At 60.3% G+C, this 17,057-nt stretch carries 16 protein-coding genes and 1 pseudogene; 7 read left to right on the forward strand and 10 right to left on the reverse strand.

All coding sequences use genetic code 11. From position 1 onward, the window contains the following. Positions 1 to 10 precede the first annotated feature (10 nt). Both KGB03_RS15805 and KGB03_RS15810 read left to right on the forward strand, forming a co-directional pair. A complete protein-coding gene (locus KGB03_RS15805) occupies positions 11 to 481 on the forward strand; it encodes a prepilin peptidase (RefSeq protein ID WP_111449168.1) in 471 nt (156 codons plus the stop codon). Between the two features lie 113 nt (positions 482 to 594). Continuing rightward, positions 595 to 1,374 (forward strand): response regulator, encoded by a 780-nt coding sequence (locus KGB03_RS15810; protein WP_223527553.1) that lies wholly within the window; start codon positions 595 to 597, stop codon positions 1,372 to 1,374. A gap of 98 nt (positions 1,375 to 1,472) precedes the next feature. Here KGB03_RS15810 and KGB03_RS15815 read toward each other — a convergent pair whose 3' ends face one another. From KGB03_RS15815 to cpaB, 5 genes are all read right to left on the reverse strand, one after another. Further along, positions 1,473 to 2,363, reverse strand: a complete 891-nt coding sequence (locus KGB03_RS15815) for a type II secretion system F family protein (protein ID WP_218538627.1) — start codon at positions 2,361 to 2,363, stop codon at positions 1,473 to 1,475. Next, a complete protein-coding gene (locus KGB03_RS15820; RefSeq protein WP_223527575.1) occupies positions 2,360 to 3,244 on the reverse strand; it encodes a type II secretion system F family protein in 885 nt (294 codons plus the stop codon). Before KGB03_RS15820 ends, KGB03_RS15815 begins: the two co-directional genes overlap by 4 nt. A 10-nt stretch (positions 3,245 to 3,254) precedes the next feature. Then, on the reverse strand, positions 3,255 to 4,535 hold the full coding sequence (locus KGB03_RS15825; protein ID WP_223527555.1) for a CpaF family protein: 1,281 nt from the start codon (positions 4,533 to 4,535) through the stop codon (positions 3,255 to 3,257). Beyond that, a complete protein-coding gene (locus KGB03_RS15830) occupies positions 4,532 to 5,728 on the reverse strand; it encodes a CpaE family protein (protein ID WP_223527557.1) in 1,197 nt (398 codons plus the stop codon). Before KGB03_RS15830 ends, KGB03_RS15825 begins: the two co-directional genes overlap by 4 nt. A gap of 129 nt (positions 5,729 to 5,857) precedes the next feature. Next, positions 5,858 to 6,805 (reverse strand): Flp pilus assembly protein CpaB, encoded by a 948-nt coding sequence (gene cpaB, locus KGB03_RS15835; RefSeq protein ID WP_218538625.1) that lies wholly within the window; start codon positions 6,803 to 6,805, stop codon positions 5,858 to 5,860. A 324-nt stretch (positions 6,806 to 7,129) separates the two neighbouring features. Here cpaB and KGB03_RS15840 point away from each other — a divergent pair, with 324 nt between their 5' ends. After that, complete coding sequence (locus tag KGB03_RS15840; protein WP_123369227.1) at positions 7,130 to 7,327, forward strand: Flp family type IVb pilin; 198 nt, start codon at positions 7,130 to 7,132, stop codon at positions 7,325 to 7,327. A gap of 84 nt (positions 7,328 to 7,411) precedes the next feature. Next, a complete protein-coding gene (locus KGB03_RS15845) occupies positions 7,412 to 7,825 on the forward strand; it encodes a response regulator (protein WP_223527559.1) in 414 nt (137 codons plus the stop codon). A gap of 64 nt (positions 7,826 to 7,889) precedes the next feature. On the opposite strand, the gene KGB03_RS15850 is transcribed toward KGB03_RS15845, so the two are convergent. Both KGB03_RS15850 and KGB03_RS15855 read right to left on the reverse strand, forming a co-directional pair. Further along, positions 7,890 to 8,744 carry a MaoC family dehydratase gene (locus tag KGB03_RS15850; RefSeq protein WP_223527562.1) on the reverse strand — a complete coding sequence of 285 codons (855 nt, stop codon included), beginning with the start codon at positions 8,742 to 8,744 and terminating at the stop codon, positions 7,890 to 7,892. A 2-nt stretch (positions 8,745 to 8,746) separates the two neighbouring features. Then, on the reverse strand, positions 8,747 to 10,099 hold the full coding sequence (locus tag KGB03_RS15855; RefSeq protein WP_223527564.1) for a 3-oxoacyl-ACP reductase: 1,353 nt from the start codon (positions 10,097 to 10,099) through the stop codon (positions 8,747 to 8,749). A gap of 221 nt (positions 10,100 to 10,320) precedes the next feature. Between KGB03_RS15855 and KGB03_RS15860 the strand changes: the two genes are divergently transcribed. After that, positions 10,321 to 11,598, forward strand: coding sequence for an acetyl-CoA C-acetyltransferase (locus KGB03_RS15860; protein WP_223527566.1), 1,278 nt, complete (start codon positions 10,321 to 10,323; stop codon positions 11,596 to 11,598). On the opposite strand, the gene KGB03_RS15865 is transcribed toward KGB03_RS15860, so the two are convergent. After that, positions 11,585 to 12,613, reverse strand: a complete 1,029-nt coding sequence (locus tag KGB03_RS15865; RefSeq protein WP_223527568.1) for a bile acid:sodium symporter family protein — start codon at positions 12,611 to 12,613, stop codon at positions 11,585 to 11,587. The genes KGB03_RS15860 and KGB03_RS15865 overlap by 14 nt on opposite strands. Positions 12,614 to 12,697: 84 nt before the next feature. Between KGB03_RS15865 and KGB03_RS15870 the strand changes: the two genes are divergently transcribed. Beyond that, entirely contained in the window at positions 12,698 to 13,489 is a 792-nt protein-coding gene (locus tag KGB03_RS15870; protein WP_223527570.1) for an AraC family transcriptional regulator, read from the forward strand. A gap of 126 nt (positions 13,490 to 13,615) precedes the next feature. Here KGB03_RS15870 and KGB03_RS31380 read toward each other — a convergent pair whose 3' ends face one another. Both KGB03_RS31380 and KGB03_RS31385 read right to left on the reverse strand, forming a co-directional pair. Further along, positions 13,616 to 14,383, reverse strand: coding sequence for a methyl-accepting chemotaxis protein (locus KGB03_RS31380; protein WP_371916927.1), 768 nt, complete (start codon positions 14,381 to 14,383; stop codon positions 13,616 to 13,618). Positions 14,384 to 14,473: 90 nt separating this feature from the next. After that, positions 14,474 to 15,562, reverse strand: a pseudogene (locus KGB03_RS31385) (cache domain-containing protein); the annotation flags it as partial. Between the two features lie 459 nt (positions 15,563 to 16,021). On the opposite strand from KGB03_RS31385, the gene KGB03_RS15880 reads away from it, so the two are divergent. Next, positions 16,022 to 16,915, forward strand: coding sequence for a PA4780 family RIO1-like protein kinase (locus KGB03_RS15880; protein ID WP_223527573.1), 894 nt, complete (start codon positions 16,022 to 16,024; stop codon positions 16,913 to 16,915). Positions 16,916 to 17,057: the final 142 nt, after the last annotated feature.

Raw genomic sequence — 17,057 nt, forward strand, 5'->3', positions numbered from 1 at the left:
TTTTTACCGGATGCAGAGCTTTGTATTACTGATCTGGCTGACGCTATGCGCAGCACAGGATGCTCGAGAACGACACATCGCCAATGGCCTGACCCTTGGCGCAGCGGCGTTGGCGCTGGCGTATCTCCTGTGGACGGGCACGACCTGGTTGGGGGCTGAAGCGGTGCAGGGCGGCTGGGCTTTTTTGCTGGCGCTGGCTTTCACCTTGCCCGGTTATGCGCTGAGACGCTTGGGCGCAGGCGATGTGAAATTAATGACTGGCCTGGGTCTGGCGACGGACGGCATGCACCTGCTCGGCGTGTTCATCGGTGCCGGATTGGCCAGTGTGCTGTGGCTGCTGCTGGCGCCAAGAGTCTGGCTTCATATGGGCCAAGGGCTTAGAAATCATCTTCGATACCTGGGGCCTGGAATGTCAAAGAAACAGCCCTTTGCACCCTTCGTATTGGTGGGCCTGTTGCTCACACTCGCCTGGTTTCACTAGTCGCCCGTTCTATGTACAGAGTCGGAAAGTACGTCTACTTTCAACTCAGCATTTGTACTGTCTGTGGCTGTTTGTAGAGGAACGGTCAATTTTGACCTTGCAGGGAGTCGCACGTGAACAAGCTTTCATCGGCAGTAAAAATCCTTGTGGTCGATGCCCAGCCGTTGATTGCCGCAGAGCTCTGCGAGCTTCTTGACGGCCGCGGTTACCGTTGCGTTTCTTGCGAGACTGGCCATCAGGCCGTCGAGCGTTTCAATGAAGACGAAGCGATCAGCCTGGTGCTTTGCGATTTGCACATGCCCGGTCTGGACGGGATTCAACTGGTTCAGGAGCTGCAACGGTTATCCGGCAAGCACCGAGTGTTTGAAGCCATCATGCTCACTGGACGTGCGGACAAGCAGGATGTGATCAAGGCGTTGCGGGCCGGGTTTGCCGATTACTACCAGAAGCCGATTAATCCGGGTGAGTTGCTCGAAGGGATTGCGCGTCAGGCAGTGGTTTTGCAGGAGCGGCAGAAGAGTCTGCAGCTGGGGCATCTGGATCAGAAGCTGCAGTACCTTGCCGAGTCGATCGATGATCTGTATCAGGATCTGGATAAGGTTCGGCGGGGGCCGCGGTTATCGGTTTCCACTGATGAGGCTGTCATCGCTGTGGATCGGCTTGAGATTCCGGCGATTTTCAATCACCTGTCGCCTAGGCAGTTGGAGGTGGCGCGGTTGGTGGGGAAGGGGCAGACGAATTATCAGATTGCCTGTGAGCTGGGGATTACCGAGAACACGGTGAAGCTTTATGTGTCGCAGGTTTTGCGGTTGACCCGTATGCATAACCGGACGCAGCTGGCGCTGGCGTTGTTACCCAGTCATGGATTGCGTCAGGGGGTGACGGCGCATTAGGTTTTTGTCTTTTTTTACCAAGTGCCCGCACCATGCTCGCGCAACGGCCTGACAACAGCCGATTCAAACCGGCAATTATTGCTTTCATCACGATCCCTCTAATGACCAAAGGCACGGGACAGGGCGGTGAAGCCCGGGCCGGCCAGTACGATCAATAACGCCGGGAAGAGAAACAGCATCATCACGATGGACATTTTGGCGGACAGCTTGGAGATGTATTCCTGCAGGCGCGTCAGGCGCCGGTCATCGAGCAATTGCTTGAGGGTCAGCAGGGATTTCATCGCGCCGCCCCCCTGATGGATCAACTGCTCAAGGATGACGCAGGTGTCGGTGAACTCGTCGACGGCCAGCAATAGGGTGGTTTTGTGCAGTTCTTCGCCCAGTTCCAGGCCGGAATCGACCCGGGCCAATACCAGGCGCAATTCATGGGTCAGGGCCGGCAATAATTGTTTGCCTTCATTGCTCAACACTCGCAGCGACTGCTCCACCGCCATGCCCGATTCGAACAGGATGCGCAGCAGCGGAATGAAGGTGGAAATCTCGAACGCCAGTTGTTTTTGCCGACGCTGCGCGGCAGCGGCCAGCAACCGTTTGGGCAATAGATAGCCGAGGCAGGTGGCGAACGCCGGGGCCATCCAGTGATTGTTTGTGTGAGGGAAGAACACGGCCTGGATCAGCAAGGTCAGGGCCAGCGCCAGCACCGGAGCGCCTACCTGGAACGCCGCGAACAGTGAACGTCGCCGGGCACTGCGCCAGCCGAGACGGTTAAGCAATGCCTGGGTTTCGTTATCCAGGTTGACCGAGCGCTGACCGATCCGGCTACTGCCCAGCAGCTCAAGCCACTGATTTACCCGGTTGTCGCTCGCCAGTTTGCCGTCGAGCCGTTGCGCCACCTGGCGAACCCGCCGACGGTGTTCCAGCAAACCGCTGAGCAGCAATAATGTTGCCCCCAGAAACAGCAATGCGCAGATCAGCAAGGGCACTTTCATACGCTGCGCAACATATGCCAGAGCGCCAGGCTGCCGACCACCTGCAAGCCGAACGCGGACGCGAGCATGATTTGCCCCGAGCCGTCGTGCCACATGGCAAGCAAGTAATGAGGGTTGGTCGCGAGGAAATAGCCGGCCAGGCCAATCGGCAAACAACCCAGGACCCACGCGGTCACCCGGGTTTCACCGGTCATGGCCCTGAGCTGGCGCGCCGCCTGCTCGCGCTCGCGGATCATCTTGATCAGGTTTTCCAGCAGCTCGCTGGCGTTGCCGCCATAGCGGTGATTGACCTTCAACCCGAGCGCGAACAGGCGAAGTTCGTCTTTCTCATACAACTCGGCAAAGTCCGCCGCGGCATCCGGCAGGCTGACCCCCAACACCACGTTGCGCTGAATCCGCCCCATGGCGTTTTTCAGCGGGTCTTCAGCGGTGTCGATGGCGCCCAGCACCGCATCGGCCAGGGTGCGCCCGGACTTCAGACTGCGCACGGTGTGATCGAGCATTTGTGGCAGTTGTTCGATCATGCGCTGGAGTCGGCGCTGATAACGCCAATTGACATACAGACGCAGAATCAGCGGCGGCAGCAGTAACAGAACCAGCAAGCCGAACCAGCCACCGGTAGCAAATCCGAGCGAGATGCCAAAGCCCCAGAGCAGCAGCCACCCCCTCAGACGCTTGGAGGGACGCCCAAGGCCGGCCCGCAGAAAGGCCCGATCCAGACCGACCCAGGAGGTTTTCGTTGGCGCCGGCTGCAGTTGCCCCTCGGTCAGGCGTCCCAGTACCCGCTCGGCGCCGGTCTGGCGCAAACCGCGATAAAACAGGCGGATCGACAGTCCGAGCAAGACCAGGGAAACGAGGATGAGCAGCACCGGTTTGAGCATGCCGTGGCCTTCAGTACGCAGAGGGAGAGAGCGCCAACTCACGGCGCAGTTTGTCGCCAGCGGGGTTGGCCGCCTCACGCATGAATCCGAACCCGCTGCGCCGGTCGAACCGGAACAACGTGTTGGTGACATACACGTCCTCACGCAAGCCAACCACCTCCACCACTTCACTGACGCAGCGGCGGCCGTCGGGCAGGCGCGTGAGCTGGATCACGACGTCCAGTGCGGCGCAGATCATTTGCCGCAAGGTCCGTTCGGCGATGGTACGGCCCGTCAGGCCCACCAAGGTCTCCAGGCGCAACAGCGCATCCTGGGCGTTGTTGGCGTGCACGGTACTCATGGAACCGTCGTGGCCGGTGTTCATGGCGGTGAGTACGTCCAGCACTTCGACGCCACGAATCTCGCCGAGGATGATTCGGTCCGGGCGCATCCGCAAGGCGTTGCGAATCAGGTCACTGGCCTTCACTTCGCCGTGGCCTTCGGCATTCGGCGGTCGGGTTTCCAGGCGCACCACGTGAGGGTGGCCCAGTTGCAGTTCGGCGACGTCTTCGATGGTGACGAGTCGCTCATGAGGGTTGATCAACTGGCTGAGAATGTTCAGCAGCGTGGTTTTGCCGGTGCCGGTGCCGCCGCTGATCAGGATGTTGCAGCGCTTGCCCACGGCCTCCTGAATAAAGTCGAAGATCGGCTGATCGATGGTTTGCATCGCCATCAAGTCCGAGCTTTTGAACATGTCCTTGCGAAATTTACGTATCGACAGGCAGGGGCCATCGAGCGCAATCGGTGGAATAATCGCGTTGACCCGGCTACCGTCGGGCAGTCGTGCGTCGACCATTGGCGACGACTCGTCGAGCCGTCGGCCGAGGGGCGCGAGGATCCGTTGCATAACCCGTTCGACGTGATGCGCATCGATGAAGCGCAGGTCGCTTAGATGCAGTATGCCGTCGCGTTCAATGAACACCCGGTGCGGGCCGTTGACCAGAATCTCCGTCACCGCCGGGTCCCGCAGCAGCACTTCCAAGGGGCCGAAACCGGTGAGTTCGTCGACGATTTCTTCGGCCAGACGCTCCATTTCATAGCGGGAAATTGCCAGGTGCAGCCGGGCGATGTACTCGCCAACCTTGTCGATGACGAACTGTGAGAGCACCTGCCGCGAACCCTCCAGCAGGTTTTTGCCGGACTCCTCGATGGCGTCGATGATGTAGCGGTGCAGCACCAGTTTCAGACCTTCATGGTCAGTGTTGCCAGTGGTGGTGCGTACAGGGGCACCGAAGAGTTTTTCACCGCTCATTGCGCACCCCTCAACCGGTTGAACCAGCCAGACTTGGGCTTGGCCAGGCCCTCGGAACGCTTGGCCAACTGATCGCCGAGGGCGCGCAGGCTTTGAGTCAGGCCTTCGCGGGGGGCCAGTTCAAACAGCGTCACACCTTGGTTCTTGGCGTTGAGCCGCACTTCCGGACTGTAGACGAGGGTCGCGATGATCTCCATGCCGAAGCTTTTGCTCAGGGTCTCGGAGTCCGGAGCGACATTGCGCAGGTAGCGATCCACCAGCAGTCTGGCGTGATCGAGCTTCATGCTTTTTTCACGCCACAGGTTGAGTACCGCCAGGTTGCGGCGGCAGTCGAGGACGTTCTGATCGGTGTACCACAGCAACTTGTCGCAATGGGTGACGAAGGTGCGTAGCGCTTCGCTGTCCGGCTGGCCAGTCAGGTTCACCACAATGTGCTGGAAGTGTTGGCGCAGGGCGCTGAGCAGCATGTACAACTCGGCGGTGCTGGTGTGTTCCAGCGCCATATCGTGGCTGGCGTAGGCGAGGATCCGCAACCCGGCGGCGCAGGTGGTGAACGCGCTGTCGATCAGCGTCGCGTCGAGGCGCCGCAAGTGCCTGAGTGCATCGCCGAAGTGGAACGAACTCTCCAGCCCGAGCAAGGCCAGGCTGTCACCGCGTGGCAGGCCCAGATCCAGCAACAACGTTTGCTGCCCGCTCTTTTGCACCACTTGCGCCAGGTGCGTGGCGAGCAGCGCACCGTCGGCGTTGATCTGCACACCGTAGAGCACCGTCAGGCTGCCCAGTTGGGTATTCGGGGCCACGGGCGGCAAGCGTTTGCCCAGCCGTCGCACCAACCCCGCGACTTCACTGGAGCGCGAACCATAGGCCACGAAATCCCGTGCACCGGCGCGCATGGCATTGAGCACGAGTTGGTTGTCCATGCCATCGCCCAGCGCGACGATCGCCAGCATCGGTTTGGCTTCCAGGGCACCTTCGATCAGTGCGCTTTGGGCCACCACGTGTTCGCGGTCCAGGCCGATGAACACCAGGCTGGCGAAGGTCACGTCCACCAGCGCCAGCAATTCGTCGAGGCTGCCACTGCCGGCGCTGACCACTTGGCCCAACGGGGCGAGGGCACCTTGCAGCCACTCAAGGTCGGTGCTGTTGCGCGTGATCGCGAGGAAGGTCTGGCTCAGGTTCTGGCTCTGGCTCATTGCGATAATCCGCCGCGTTTATCGAAGTTGCAGTTTTCGAGGAAGTTCAGGTGATACCAGTTCGGGTCGTCGTTGCGCTTGAAACAAGGGCATGCAACGACTGGGCATTTAGATTCGTCCTTGCTCGATTCAGGGGGTTTGTTGGGTGATTTCGTTGCCGCGGATGACTTCCACGCTCGGCTTGCGCGGTGCTGTGTCGCCGTGGGTGATGACAGGTTTGGGTGGGGGCGTCATGGCCAGTTGGCTGAACTGGATCAAGTCGCGGTTGGTACTGGCAAGGTTGGCCGCTGAATAGCTTTCGCCGGCCCAGTAACGAGCCAGACGTTTTTCATCGGCGCTGCGTACGGCCAGGCGCAACACGCCGGCCTGGGCCGCGAGCATCAACCGACTCAGTAGTTGTTCGGGGACGGCAAGCAAGACGCTGTGGGCGCTGGTGCGCGTTTGTTCCTGCCTGAGTTTTTCTTCGTTACTGCGGGCCGGGCTTGCAGGTTGACCGTCGTTGGTCAACCCCATCTGTTCGCCCACCCCGAGCACCCGCAAGGCCGGCACCACCAGTTGCGCCGACGACTGAAGGTTGTTGTTGTCCATGCGCAGAAACAGCAGCACATCGACGTAGTCCCCCGGTGTCAGTTGCCCGCCGGCATTGATCACTTCATCCACCGCGACGGCGAGGGCGCGTTCATCGGGACGAATCATCCGCGCCAGTCTGCCGCCGGCTTCGAAACTTTCATCATTGAGCCAGGTGCCGGCACTGAGGGCGCGCCAGGGTGTTCGGCCAATGGCTTGATCGAGGCGACTCAGGCTGCCGGCCGGGGCGGTACGGAGTTTTTCCAGGGTCACGTCGGCGGCGCTGATCGGTACGAACGGTGGCACATCATGCAGCAGCACCACTACCGGTTGGCGGGTGGGGTCGTCCACGGGGGCAGGTGTCTGGGCGATGGGGGCCGGCGTAACATTCCCGGCTTGCACGGCCGCCTCGGGAACGGGTTGGCGGCTCAGCGTGAGGCCCCAGTAACCGGCAATAATGGCGCCCACCAGAAACAAGCCAGCCAAGCCTAGAGTGACACGACTGTTCATGACGGCTCTCCCTTTCCTGCTGCTTGAGACCTCGTCGCACCCAACGAGAAAACTTCGCAATCAGGCAGCTATGAACATGGAACTATTTCGCTATTTGACGGTAGCTCAGCTAGAGCAAAAAGCCATTACGGGACTGAAAATAACTAACAAAAGTAAGTAGCTAGGGCGAAAACGTGACTTTTTTGGCGTCAACGACGCGATTAATACTTTAGTGATAATTCGTTCTTACAGTTGTGGGTACGGGGAATGCCGACAATGCTGATGCTGGCATAGGGGAATCATGTTGCGACCGTGCAACACCCGTCGTCTTTCAGGAGAGCTGCCATGTCCTTTTCCAAGATTGCTCAGAAGATCAAATCCGAAATCGCTTTTTACAAGGGCCTGGCTAAAGATACCGAGGGGGCTTCGGGTATTGAGTACGCCATTATTGCGGGCATGGTGGCAGTCGCTCTAGCGGCGTTTGTGACGCCGATCTCCACCGCTGTCACCACCATGTTTACCACTATCCAAAACGCGCTTTGACCTGCCTGCTGTCAAGGGTCAGCGACTTGCCAATCCCGCAAAGGGCTTCTAACGTCAGCGCTTAGTCCATTGCAGGTGTTGCCTATGAACGCTTCCTCATTTCCACGCCAACAGCTACTTCTGGTCGATGATGAGGAGGATGCGTTACTGGAGTTGGCGGAGTTGCTGGAGGGCGAGGGCTTCAATTGCTTTACCGCCACCTCGGTCAAGCTCGCGCTGAATCATCTGACGCGCCACCCTGATATTGCGTTGGTGATTACTGATCTGCGGATGCCGGAGGAAAGCGGCATGTCGTTGATCAAGCGATTGCGCGAGCATACGTCCCGCCAGCATTTGCCGGTGATTGTGACGTCGGGGCATGCGGACATGGAGGATGTCAGCGACATGTTGCGGTTGCAGGTGCTCGACCTGTTTCGCAAGCCGATTTATCACGTGCGGTTGTTGGAGACTTTGAATAATTTGTTCCCGCAGCCTCGCCTGGATTTAGTGAGTCAGTGATTGATCGTTCCCACGCTCTGAACTGACCCCCAAGAGTCGAACACAGAGCGTAGGAGCGTCCGGGTCAGGCAACCGGCCGCCAATGCCCCGCCATATGCTCAAGATCCCCCGCACCGACCAACAGCAAATCCCCGCTCGACCCTGCCGCACTGGCCAGCAATGTCACCTCACTGGGCAATCGCACCGGTTTGCGAAATTGCACCGCAATCTCGACATTCGCCGCCGGCAGATGATCGGCAAGCGCCGCCAGGGTTCGCGCCTTGATCCACAAGCCATGGGCGATGGCCCTCGGGAAACCGAAGAGTTTGGCGCTGATGGCACTCAGGTGAATCGGGTTGTAGTCACCGGACACCTTGGCGTACTGCCGCCCAATGTCCGACGGCGCTTTCCAGCGGGCCACTTGCGACATTTCCAGTGTTGATGCCAACACTTCATCGACGGGCTCGCCTGCGAGTTTGACCCCGCGACACAACATCTGGCTTTCAGCTTCCCATAACGCCCCCAGCTGATCGTTGAGTGTCGTCACCAGGTCGAACGTCGCGCCTTTTTCATGGGGCTGGAGGTTTTGCACCTGAACGCTGACCCGCACACGATTCACGCCGCCCATTGGGCGAAAGATGCGAATGCGGTTGCTCAGGTGAATCAACCCCAGCAGCGGGAACGGAAACTCCTTGGCCGTCAGCAATTGCATCTGCAAGGCGAACGCGAGGATGTGTGGGTAGGTGGGCGGCAACAAACCGTTCTCGGCAAAACCGCAGACTTTGCGATAGTCCGCCAGGTGCTCCGGGTCGACATTGATCCAGCAGCGCAAACCCGAGTCGGGCAGGGTGGTGCCGGTGATTTTGCGCCGCGTCGCAGCCCGCACATACAGTCCCGACAGGCTTGGTTCGCGGTTGAGTGTGTGCCAATCGATGATCATGCCTAAGCCCCCAAAACACTTTGTCCGCACACTCGCAGCGCTTGCCCGGTGAACGCGCCGGTGCCCGGTTGAGCCAGCCACGCCACCGCTTCGGCGACGTCTTGCGGCAGGCCGCCCTGGCCCAGCGAACTCATGCGCCGCCCGGCCTCACGCACGCCGAACGGAAGATGCGCGGTCATCTGGGTTTCGATGAACCCGGGTGCTACTGCATTGATGCTGATGCCGCGTTCATTGAGCGTCGGCGCCCAGGCCTGGGCCAGACCGATCAGCCCGGCCTTGCTCGCGGCGTAATTGGTTTGCCCGCGATTGCCGGCGATGCCGCTGATGGACGCCAGCAGGATCACCCGGCCGTTGTCGTGCAGGGAGCCGCTGTCGAGCAATGCCTTGGTCAGCACTTGCGGCGCATTGAGGTTGACCGCCAGCACCGCGTCCCAGAATTCCGGGGTCATGTTGGCCAGGGTTTTATCCCGGGTGATGCCGGCGTTGTGGACCACGATGTCGATGCCGTCGGGCAGATGCTCGACCAACTGCGCGGCGGCATCGTCGGCGCAAATGTCCAGGGTGATGCTGCGCCCGCCGAGGCGTGCGGCGAGGGCTTCGAGGTCAGTCTTGGCCGGTGCTACGTCGAGCAGGATCACGTCCGCCCCGTCGCGGGCCAGGGTTTCGGCGATGGAGGCGCCGATGCCGCGTGCCGCGCCAGTGACCAACGCCTTGCGGCCGGCCAATGGGCGAGTCCAGTCCGTCACCTGCGCGTCGCAGGCATTCAAGCGAATCACTTGCCCGGAAACGAACGCACTTTTGGGCGAGAGAAAAAACCTCAGTGGGCCTTCCAGTTGATCCTCTGCACCTGCGCCGACATAAATCAGCTGCAAGGTGCCGCCGCTGCGCAGCTCCTTGGCCAGCGAACGGCTGAAGCCTTCCAGCGCTCGCTGGGCACTGGCGGCGAACGGATCGCTCAAAGTCTCCGGCGCGCGCCCCAGAATCACCAGATGCGCGCTGTGATCGAGGTTTTTTATCAGCGGCTGGAAGAACTCGCGCAGCTGTTTGAGTTGATCAGTCTGCACCAGGTCGCTGGCGTCGAACACCACGGCTTTGAGTTTGGGGCCGTGGCCGGGAATCCACGCGGTGGCCAGCGAAGGCTCGGTGCCGTAGCTGTAAATCGCGTCGGTGAGGCGGTTGGCAAAGGTGCTGATTTTCTCCGTCAACGGGCCACCGCCTATCAACAGCGCCCCCTCGACAGGCCGCAGCCGGCCGGCTTGCCAGCGCTCCAACCGAACCGGCGATGGCAGACCCAGAGCCCCGACCACACGATGGCCGATGGACGAATTGGCGAAGTCGATATAACGGTCAGACATGGACGCGCTCCAGCAGCTGGGGTTCAAAGTGTGGACCATGAATGGCAATCAGTCGTTCGATCCACGAGATAAGGCCTACGCTTGGCTATTGTAGGAGTTGAGCTTGCTAGCGATGGACAGTGTGTCAGTTGACATCAATGTAGCTGACCCACCGCCATCGCGAGCGAGCTCAGCGCCTACAGGGGGGGTGGTTCTCAATTTGGATATATCAGGAGCTTTTCATGACTCAACTGCGCCGCGTTGCAATTATTGGTGGTAACCGTATCCCCTTTGCCCGGTCCAACGGGCCGTACGCCACTGCCAGTAACCAGGCGATGTTCACCGCAGCGCTGGAAGGCCTGATCGAGCGCTATAACCTTCACGGTGTGCGCATGGGCGAAGTGGCAGCGGGTGCGCTGGTCAAGTATTTGCGCGATTACGGCCTGACCCGCGAATGCGTGCTGGGCTCGCGGTTGTCGCCGATGACGCCGGCCTACGACATCCAGCAAGCCTGCGGCACGGGGCTGGAGGCGACATTGTTGGTGGCGAACAAAATCGCCCTGGGTCAGATCGAATGTGGCATTGCCGGTGGCGTCGACACCGCCTCGGACGTGCCGATCGGTGTTAACGAAGGCCTGCGCAAGATCCTCCTGCAAGCCAACCGGGCCCGAAGCACCGCCGACAAACTGAAAACCTTCCTGCAACTGCGTCCCCGCCATTTGGTGCCCTACTTTCCAAGTATCGGCGAGCCGCGCACCGGCCGGTCGATGGGCGAACACTGTGAACTGATGGCCCAGACCTGGAACATCCCGCGTGACGAACAGGATCGGCTGACCCAGGAAAGTCATCAGAAACTGGCCGCGTCCTACGCCGAAGGCTGGCACAACGATTTGATGACCCCGTTCCTCGGCCTGACCCGGGACAACAACCTGCGCCCGGACCTGACCCTGGAAAAACTGGCCTCACTGAAACCGGCCTTCGAGAAAAGCGCCAAAGGCACCCTGACCGCGGGCAATTCCACGCCACTCACCGATGGTGCGTCGGTGGTGCTGCTGGGCAGTGAAGAATGGGCCAAGGAGCGCGGCTTGCCGATCCTCGCCTATTGGCGTGACGGCGAGACGGCGGCGGTGGATTTCGTCAACGGCGCGGAAGGATTGTTGATGGCGCCGGTGTATGCGGTGCCGCGCTTGCTGGCGCGCAACGGCCTGACCTTGCAGGACTTCGATTACTACGAAATCCACGAAGCCTTCGCCGCGCAGGTGCTCTGCACGCTGAAGGCCTGGGAGGATCCGGAGTATTGCAAAACCCGCCTCGGTCTCGATGCGCCACTGGGCTCGATCGACCGCAGCCGCCTCAACGTCAAAGGCAGTTCATTGGCGGTGGGGCATCCGTTTGCCGCGACTGGCGCACGCATCGTCGCGAGCCTGGCGAAGTTACTGGATGCGGCGGGCAAGGGCCGAGGGTTGATCTCGATCTGCGCCGCCGGTGGCCAGGGTGTGACAGCGATTATCGAGCGCTGAGGGTTGGGGCGCTTTGCTGTTGGGCCAACTGCCGATTGCGGTTGGCGTAACCCTCGGCCATCACTGAGCAGACGATCAGCTGCAACGGGTGGTAGATCATGATCGGCAGCAGGATCAGCCCAAGGCCTGGGTTGGCGCCGAAGATCAGCGCTGCCATCGGCGCACCGGCGGCCAGGGATTTCTTGCTGGCGCAAAAGACCGCGGCGATTTCATCGGCCGGGCTGAATTTCAACGCGCGAGCGGTGCGGGTGGTCATCCACAGGATGATCGCCAGCAGGATCGCACTGCCGATCAGCGCCGTGAGGATCACGCTGTTGCCCTGCTTTTGCCACATCCCCGAGACCATCGAATTGCAGAACGCCGCGTAGACCAGCAACAGAATCACCAGTTTGTCGGCGATATTGGTGTAGCGCTTGTGGCGGGCGAAGAACGTGCCCAGCAATGGCCGAACCAATTGGCCGAGCACCAGTGGCAACAGCAACATGGCGCAAAGGTCGAGCAGGGTTGAGCCCAGATCGATGCCGCCCGCGCCGCTGCCGACCACAAAACTCACCAGCAACGGCGTCAGGAAAATCCCCAGCACGCTGGACAGGCTCGCGTTGAGAATCGCCGCCGGTACGTTGCCGCCCGCGCTGCCGGTCAGGGCCACGGACGAGGAGATGGTCGAGGGCAGGGCACAGAGGTACAGGAAACCCAGCATCAGCAGCGACGGAATGTGCGAACCCAACAGCGTGTCGCTGAGCAGCCAGATCAGCGGAAACACCGCGAAGGTGAAACCCTGAACCATCACGTGCAGCTTCCAGTTTTTCAGACCGTGAGTGATCTGCTCGCTGGACAGGTTGACTCCGTGCAGGAAGAACACCAGGAACACGCCGATGTTGATCACGTATTCAGCGTGCATTCCGCCGCCGGTGGCACCAAAGGTCGGGAAGAAATACGCCAGCAGTGTGGCGATCAACATGCCGCACAAGAACCAGTCGGTGACCACGCGTTTGAGGTGTTTGAAGGCATGCATAACAGGCACCGAATACATTTGTAAGAATTGGTGACTTAGCCTAACGTCGGCTCTATCAGCCGTCTTGCGACATAAGGCCAATCAATGCCGACTAACGGACAACTTTCCCTCGAGCGGACGATTCCGACGCTGACGGCGCTGCCGCGTCCGCTGTATGCCCGTGCGGAAAGTCTCAACGCCGGTTCATGGACGCCGCCGCATCGGCACGATTGGGTGCAGTTTTCCTACGCGATCAGCGGCGTTCTCGGCGTGCACACCGCCGAAGGCAGTTTCTTTGCGCCGCCGCAGTGGGGCATCTGGATTCCGGCGGATCTCGAACACCAGGTGGTGACGTCGATGCGCGCGGAGATGCGCAGCCTCTATGTGCGCCGCGAGGAGTGTGAATGGGCGGACGGGCGTTGCCGGGTGCTCGAAGTGACGCCGTTGGCCCGGGAGCTGATCAAGAGCTTTTGTTTGCTGCCGGTTGAATATCCACAGGGCGACAGCCAGGAAGCGCGGCTGGTGAGTGTGCTGCTGGATCAGTTGGCGCATCTGCCGGAGGTCGGCTTCTCGCTACCGTTACCGCGCCATGAGCGGTTGCTGGGGCTGTGCAACGAGCTGATCGAAAGCCCTGAGCGCAATGTGACGTTGCAGACGTGGGCCGAGCGGTTGGGGACGTCGGAGAAGACCTTGATGCGGTTGTTCCAGCGGGAAACCGGGTTGAGCTTTCGAGGGTGGCGCCAGCGGATGCGGTTGCTGTCGTCGTTGAGTTTGCTGGAGGAGGGGGACAGCGTGACGAATGCCGCGCTGTCTTGCGGGTATGACTCGACGTCGGCGTTTATTGCGGCGTTCAAAGGCCTGTTCGGGTTTACCCCCGGTGAACTGTTCAAGCAGTAACGGCCCCATCGCGGGCAAGCCTTGCTCCTACAGGTGTTATGTCGTGCCCAATTTCGGTACTGACGCGAACTTGTAGGAGCAAGGCTTGCCCGCGATTGGCCGCGCAGCGGCCACCGGAGTTCTGAATCAGGTTCTGAAGCGCCGAACCAACCCATCCAGCTCATTCGACAACCCGGCCAGACTCTGCGAATCCAGCCGCGCCGAGTTCGCCAGTTCCGCCACCAACTGCGCATCACCATGAATCTGGCTGATGTGCCGATTGATGTCTTCAGCCACCTGATGCTGTTCTTCCGCCGCAGTAGCGATCTGGGTGTTCATGTCGCGGATCACGTCGACCGACTCACGAATCAGCCCGAAACTGCTGCGTGCTTCACCGATCCGCGTCACCGATTGCTGGGACACTTCCAGGCTCGCATGCATTTGCTGAGTCACCTGACTGGTACGTTTGGCGAGGTTGCCCAGCAAACCGTCGATTTCCGCCGTGGAGTCCGCCGTGCGTTTGGCCAGCGCCCGAACTTCATCGGCCACCACCGCAAACCCACGACCCTGTTCACCGGCCCGCGCCGCTTCAATGGCCGCGTTCAGCGCCAGCAGGTTGGTCTGTTCGGCAATCGAGCGAATGGTCCCCAGGATTGACTGAATGTCGTTGCTGTCGCGCTCAAGCTGTTGCATCGACTGGGCCGACTGTTCGATTTCCTGGCTCAAGCGATCAACGCTGGTCACGGCCGCATCAATCTGCTGCTGACCTTCACGCGCCTGACGCTGGCCGCTGTCGGCCGATTCCGCCGCCTGGCTGCAAGAACGCGCGACTTCGTTGGCGGTGGCGACCATTTCGTGGAACGCCGTGGACACCATGTCCACCGCTTCACGCTGACGCCCGGCCGCTTCGGCCATGTCGCTGGAGACCTGGGTCGAACTCTTGGAGGTGGCGAGGATCTTGGTCGCAGCGCCGCCAATGCTCTGGATCAGGTTGCGAATCGCCGCCAAAAACTGGTTGAACCAGTTGGCCAGTTGCGCGGTTTCGTCGCTGCCACGGATTTGCAGGTTCTTGGTCAGGTCGCCTTCACCTTGGGCGATGCCTTCCAGACCGCTGGCCACGCTGCGGATCGGCCGCACGATGAGGCTGGCGAAACTGGCGCCGACGATGGCGAAGAACACGGCCAGCACGGCGGCGATGATCGCGATCAACCAGGTCAGTTGGGTGGCCGAACTCATCACGTCGGTCTGCTTGATCAGGCCGATAAAGGTCCAGCCCAGCTGCTCCGACGGCCAGACGTTGGCCATGTAGCGTTCGCCGTTCAGCTCGACTTCCACCAGCCCTTTGCCGGCCTTGGCCAGTTGCGCGTAGCCCTCGCCGAGGCTGCTCAGCGCTTTAAAGTTGTGTTCCGGTTGCTTCGGATCGACCAGCACGGTGCCGGTGTTTTCCAGCAGCATCAGGTAGCCGGTTTCACCGAGCTTGATCTGCTTGACGATTTCAGTGAGCTGCTTGAGCGTCACGTCGATGCTGACCACGCCGCCATTGGTACCCAACTTGTTGTCGATGGTGCGCACGGTACTGACATACGTCGCGTCGTCCTGGGCCCAGTAATAGGCCTCAGTGCGCAACGGTTTGCCCGGTTTGGCCTGGGCCGCCTTGTACCAGGGGCGCTGGCGCGGGTCGTAATTGCTCAGCTTCGCATCGTCCGGCCAGGACACATAACCGCCCGCCGCAGTGCCGAGAATGGCGTAGGCGTAGGACGGGTGACTGTTACCCAGGTCCTGAAGGAGGCCGAAGACCTTTTTGTCCATCTCACCTTGAGGAATGCTCTCGGCGTTGGCGCTCATGTACGTCTTGAGGCTGTCGTCGGAGTTCTTGATCAGCGGTTGGGTCGCCAGGTAATCCACGTTCTGGCTGATGCCGTCAAAGAACAGTTGCATGGCGTTGCTGACCTGACGAATTTCGCGGCCACTGCCATCAACGAAACTGTCCTTGGCATCACTGCGCAAGTTCAGCACAACCAGGGTAGCGACCAGCACCACCGGCAAGCAGGCGATGATTGCAAACGCCCAGGTCAACTTCTGTTTGATGTTCATCCGCGCTCCAGATTTTTCTTGTAGGCCCACGCAGTGCAGATGACTCGCGGATTATTGGCAGCCGTAAACGTTCTTGATCGACCCGGTTCCGTGAGTGCGCCATCGTTGTTGTCGTCGAAACGATTGTCGGACAAATCACTTTGTCTCTGATGACTTCGGCTGGCCGAGGCAGAAATTGAGGCCTGTGAAGAAAAATCCTACGAAGGGTATGAATCGAGATGTCAGCTTCTGTCGCAAATACCCGCTCAGCCCTTCAGCAACAAGTGACGCAGGGTCAGCTATGATCTGTGGCGGCCGATGACGACCGGCGGTTGTTGACCGATTAATCCGGCACATTGTGTGCTTGTTGACGGTTACTGGAAGGTTCATAGGTCGGCAACCCCTCCCCCGAATGAGTGGATTGCCGTATAACGAATGACTTTCGCGTGTTTGGTAATAAAGGACCCCCAATAAAAGCTGATGAAGACTCCAAAACGCATTGAACCCCTGATCGAGGACGGTCTGGTCGACGAGGTGCTGCGCCCACTCATGAGTGGTAAAGAAGCAGCTGTTTATGTGGTGCGCTGCGGCAACGAGTTACGTTGCGCGAAGGTCTACAAGGAGGCGAATAAACGCAGTTTCCGTCAGGCGGCCGAGTATCAGGAAGGCCGCAAGGTACGCAACAGCCGTCAGGCTCGAGCGATGGCCAAGGGCTCCAAGTTCGGCAAGAAAGAAACCGAAGATGCCTGGCAGAATGCCGAAGTGGCGGCGTTGTTCCGTCTGGCCGGTGCTGGCGTCCGGGTTCCTCAGCCGTACGACTTCCTTGAAGGCGTGCTGCTGATGGAACTGGTGGCCGACGAGTACGGTGATGCCGCGCCGCGTCTGAACGACGTGGTGCTGGAACCGGATCAGGCACGCGAGTATCACGCGTTCCTGATTTCGCAGATCGTGCTGATGTTGTGTACCGGTCTGGTGCACGGAGACCTGTCGGAGTTCAACGTACTGTTGACCCCGACCGGCCCGGTGATCATCGACCTGCCGCAAGCGGTCGACGCGGCTGGCAACAACCACGCGTTCAGCATGCTGGAGCGGGATGTGGGCAACATGGCGTCCTACTTCGGGCGGTTTGCGCCGGAGTTGAAAAAGACCAAGTACGCCAAGGAAATGTGGGCCCTGTTCGAAGCCGGCACCTTGCACCCGGCCAGCCTCTTGACCGGCGAGTTCGATGAGCCGGAAGAGTTGGCCGATGTGGGCGGGATCATGCGCGAGATCGAGGCGGCACGCCTTGATGAAGAGCGCAAGCAAGCGATCCGCGCTGCTGACGATGCACCACCGAGCAAAGCCGAAGAACCGCCTCCGCCCTGGATGCAGTGATCGGCTAACGAAAAACCCGGCTTCGGCCGGGTTTTTTGTAGATGCCTGCCACTCATCCCCAAACGCTGAAGAACCAATGTGGGAGCGGGCTTGCTCGCGAATGCGGTAGATCAGTCGACATTGATGTTGGAGACACACCGCA

It is taken from the genome of Pseudomonas sp. BF-B-26 (assembly GCF_019956495.1).
Classification (GTDB): Bacteria; Pseudomonadota; Gammaproteobacteria; order Pseudomonadales; family Pseudomonadaceae; genus Aquipseudomonas.

Excerpts from the sequence above, each read along its gene's own strand:
- KGB03_RS15855 (WP_223527564.1), bottom strand. The coding sequence starts at position 10,099 with ATGTCTGACCGTTATATCGACTTCGCCAATTCGTCCATCGGCCATCGT.
- KGB03_RS15880 (WP_223527573.1), top strand. The coding sequence starts at position 16,022 with ATGAAGACTCCAAAACGCATTGAACCCCTGATCGAGGACGGTCTGGTC.
- KGB03_RS15840 (WP_123369227.1), top strand. The coding sequence starts at position 7,130 with ATGTCCTTTTCCAAGATTGCTCAGAAGATCAAATCCGAAATCGCTTTT.
- KGB03_RS15815 (WP_218538627.1), bottom strand. The coding sequence starts at position 2,363 with ATGAAAGTGCCCTTGCTGATCTGCGCATTGCTGTTTCTGGGGGCAACA.
- KGB03_RS15865 (WP_223527568.1), bottom strand. The coding sequence starts at position 12,613 with ATGCATGCCTTCAAACACCTCAAACGCGTGGTCACCGACTGGTTCTTG.
- cpaB (WP_218538625.1), bottom strand. The coding sequence starts at position 6,805 with ATGAACAGTCGTGTCACTCTAGGCTTGGCTGGCTTGTTTCTGGTGGGC.
- KGB03_RS15860 (WP_223527566.1), top strand. The coding sequence starts at position 10,321 with ATGACTCAACTGCGCCGCGTTGCAATTATTGGTGGTAACCGTATCCCC.
- KGB03_RS15850 (WP_223527562.1), bottom strand. The coding sequence starts at position 8,744 with ATGATCATCGATTGGCACACACTCAACCGCGAACCAAGCCTGTCGGGA.
- KGB03_RS15825 (WP_223527555.1), bottom strand. The coding sequence starts at position 4,535 with ATGAGCGGTGAAAAACTCTTCGGTGCCCCTGTACGCACCACCACTGGC.
- KGB03_RS15805 (WP_111449168.1), top strand. The coding sequence starts at position 11 with ATGCAGAGCTTTGTATTACTGATCTGGCTGACGCTATGCGCAGCACAG.
- KGB03_RS15870 (WP_223527570.1), top strand. The coding sequence starts at position 12,698 with ATGCCGACTAACGGACAACTTTCCCTCGAGCGGACGATTCCGACGCTG.
- KGB03_RS15845 (WP_223527559.1), top strand. The coding sequence starts at position 7,412 with ATGAACGCTTCCTCATTTCCACGCCAACAGCTACTTCTGGTCGATGAT.
- KGB03_RS15830 (WP_223527557.1), bottom strand. The coding sequence starts at position 5,728 with ATGAGCCAGAGCCAGAACCTGAGCCAGACCTTCCTCGCGATCACGCGC.
- KGB03_RS15820 (WP_223527575.1), bottom strand. The coding sequence starts at position 3,244 with ATGCTCAAACCGGTGCTGCTCATCCTCGTTTCCCTGGTCTTGCTCGGA.
- KGB03_RS31380 (WP_371916927.1), bottom strand. The coding sequence starts at position 14,383 with ATGGCCGAAGCGGCCGGGCGTCAGCGTGAAGCGGTGGACATGGTGTCC.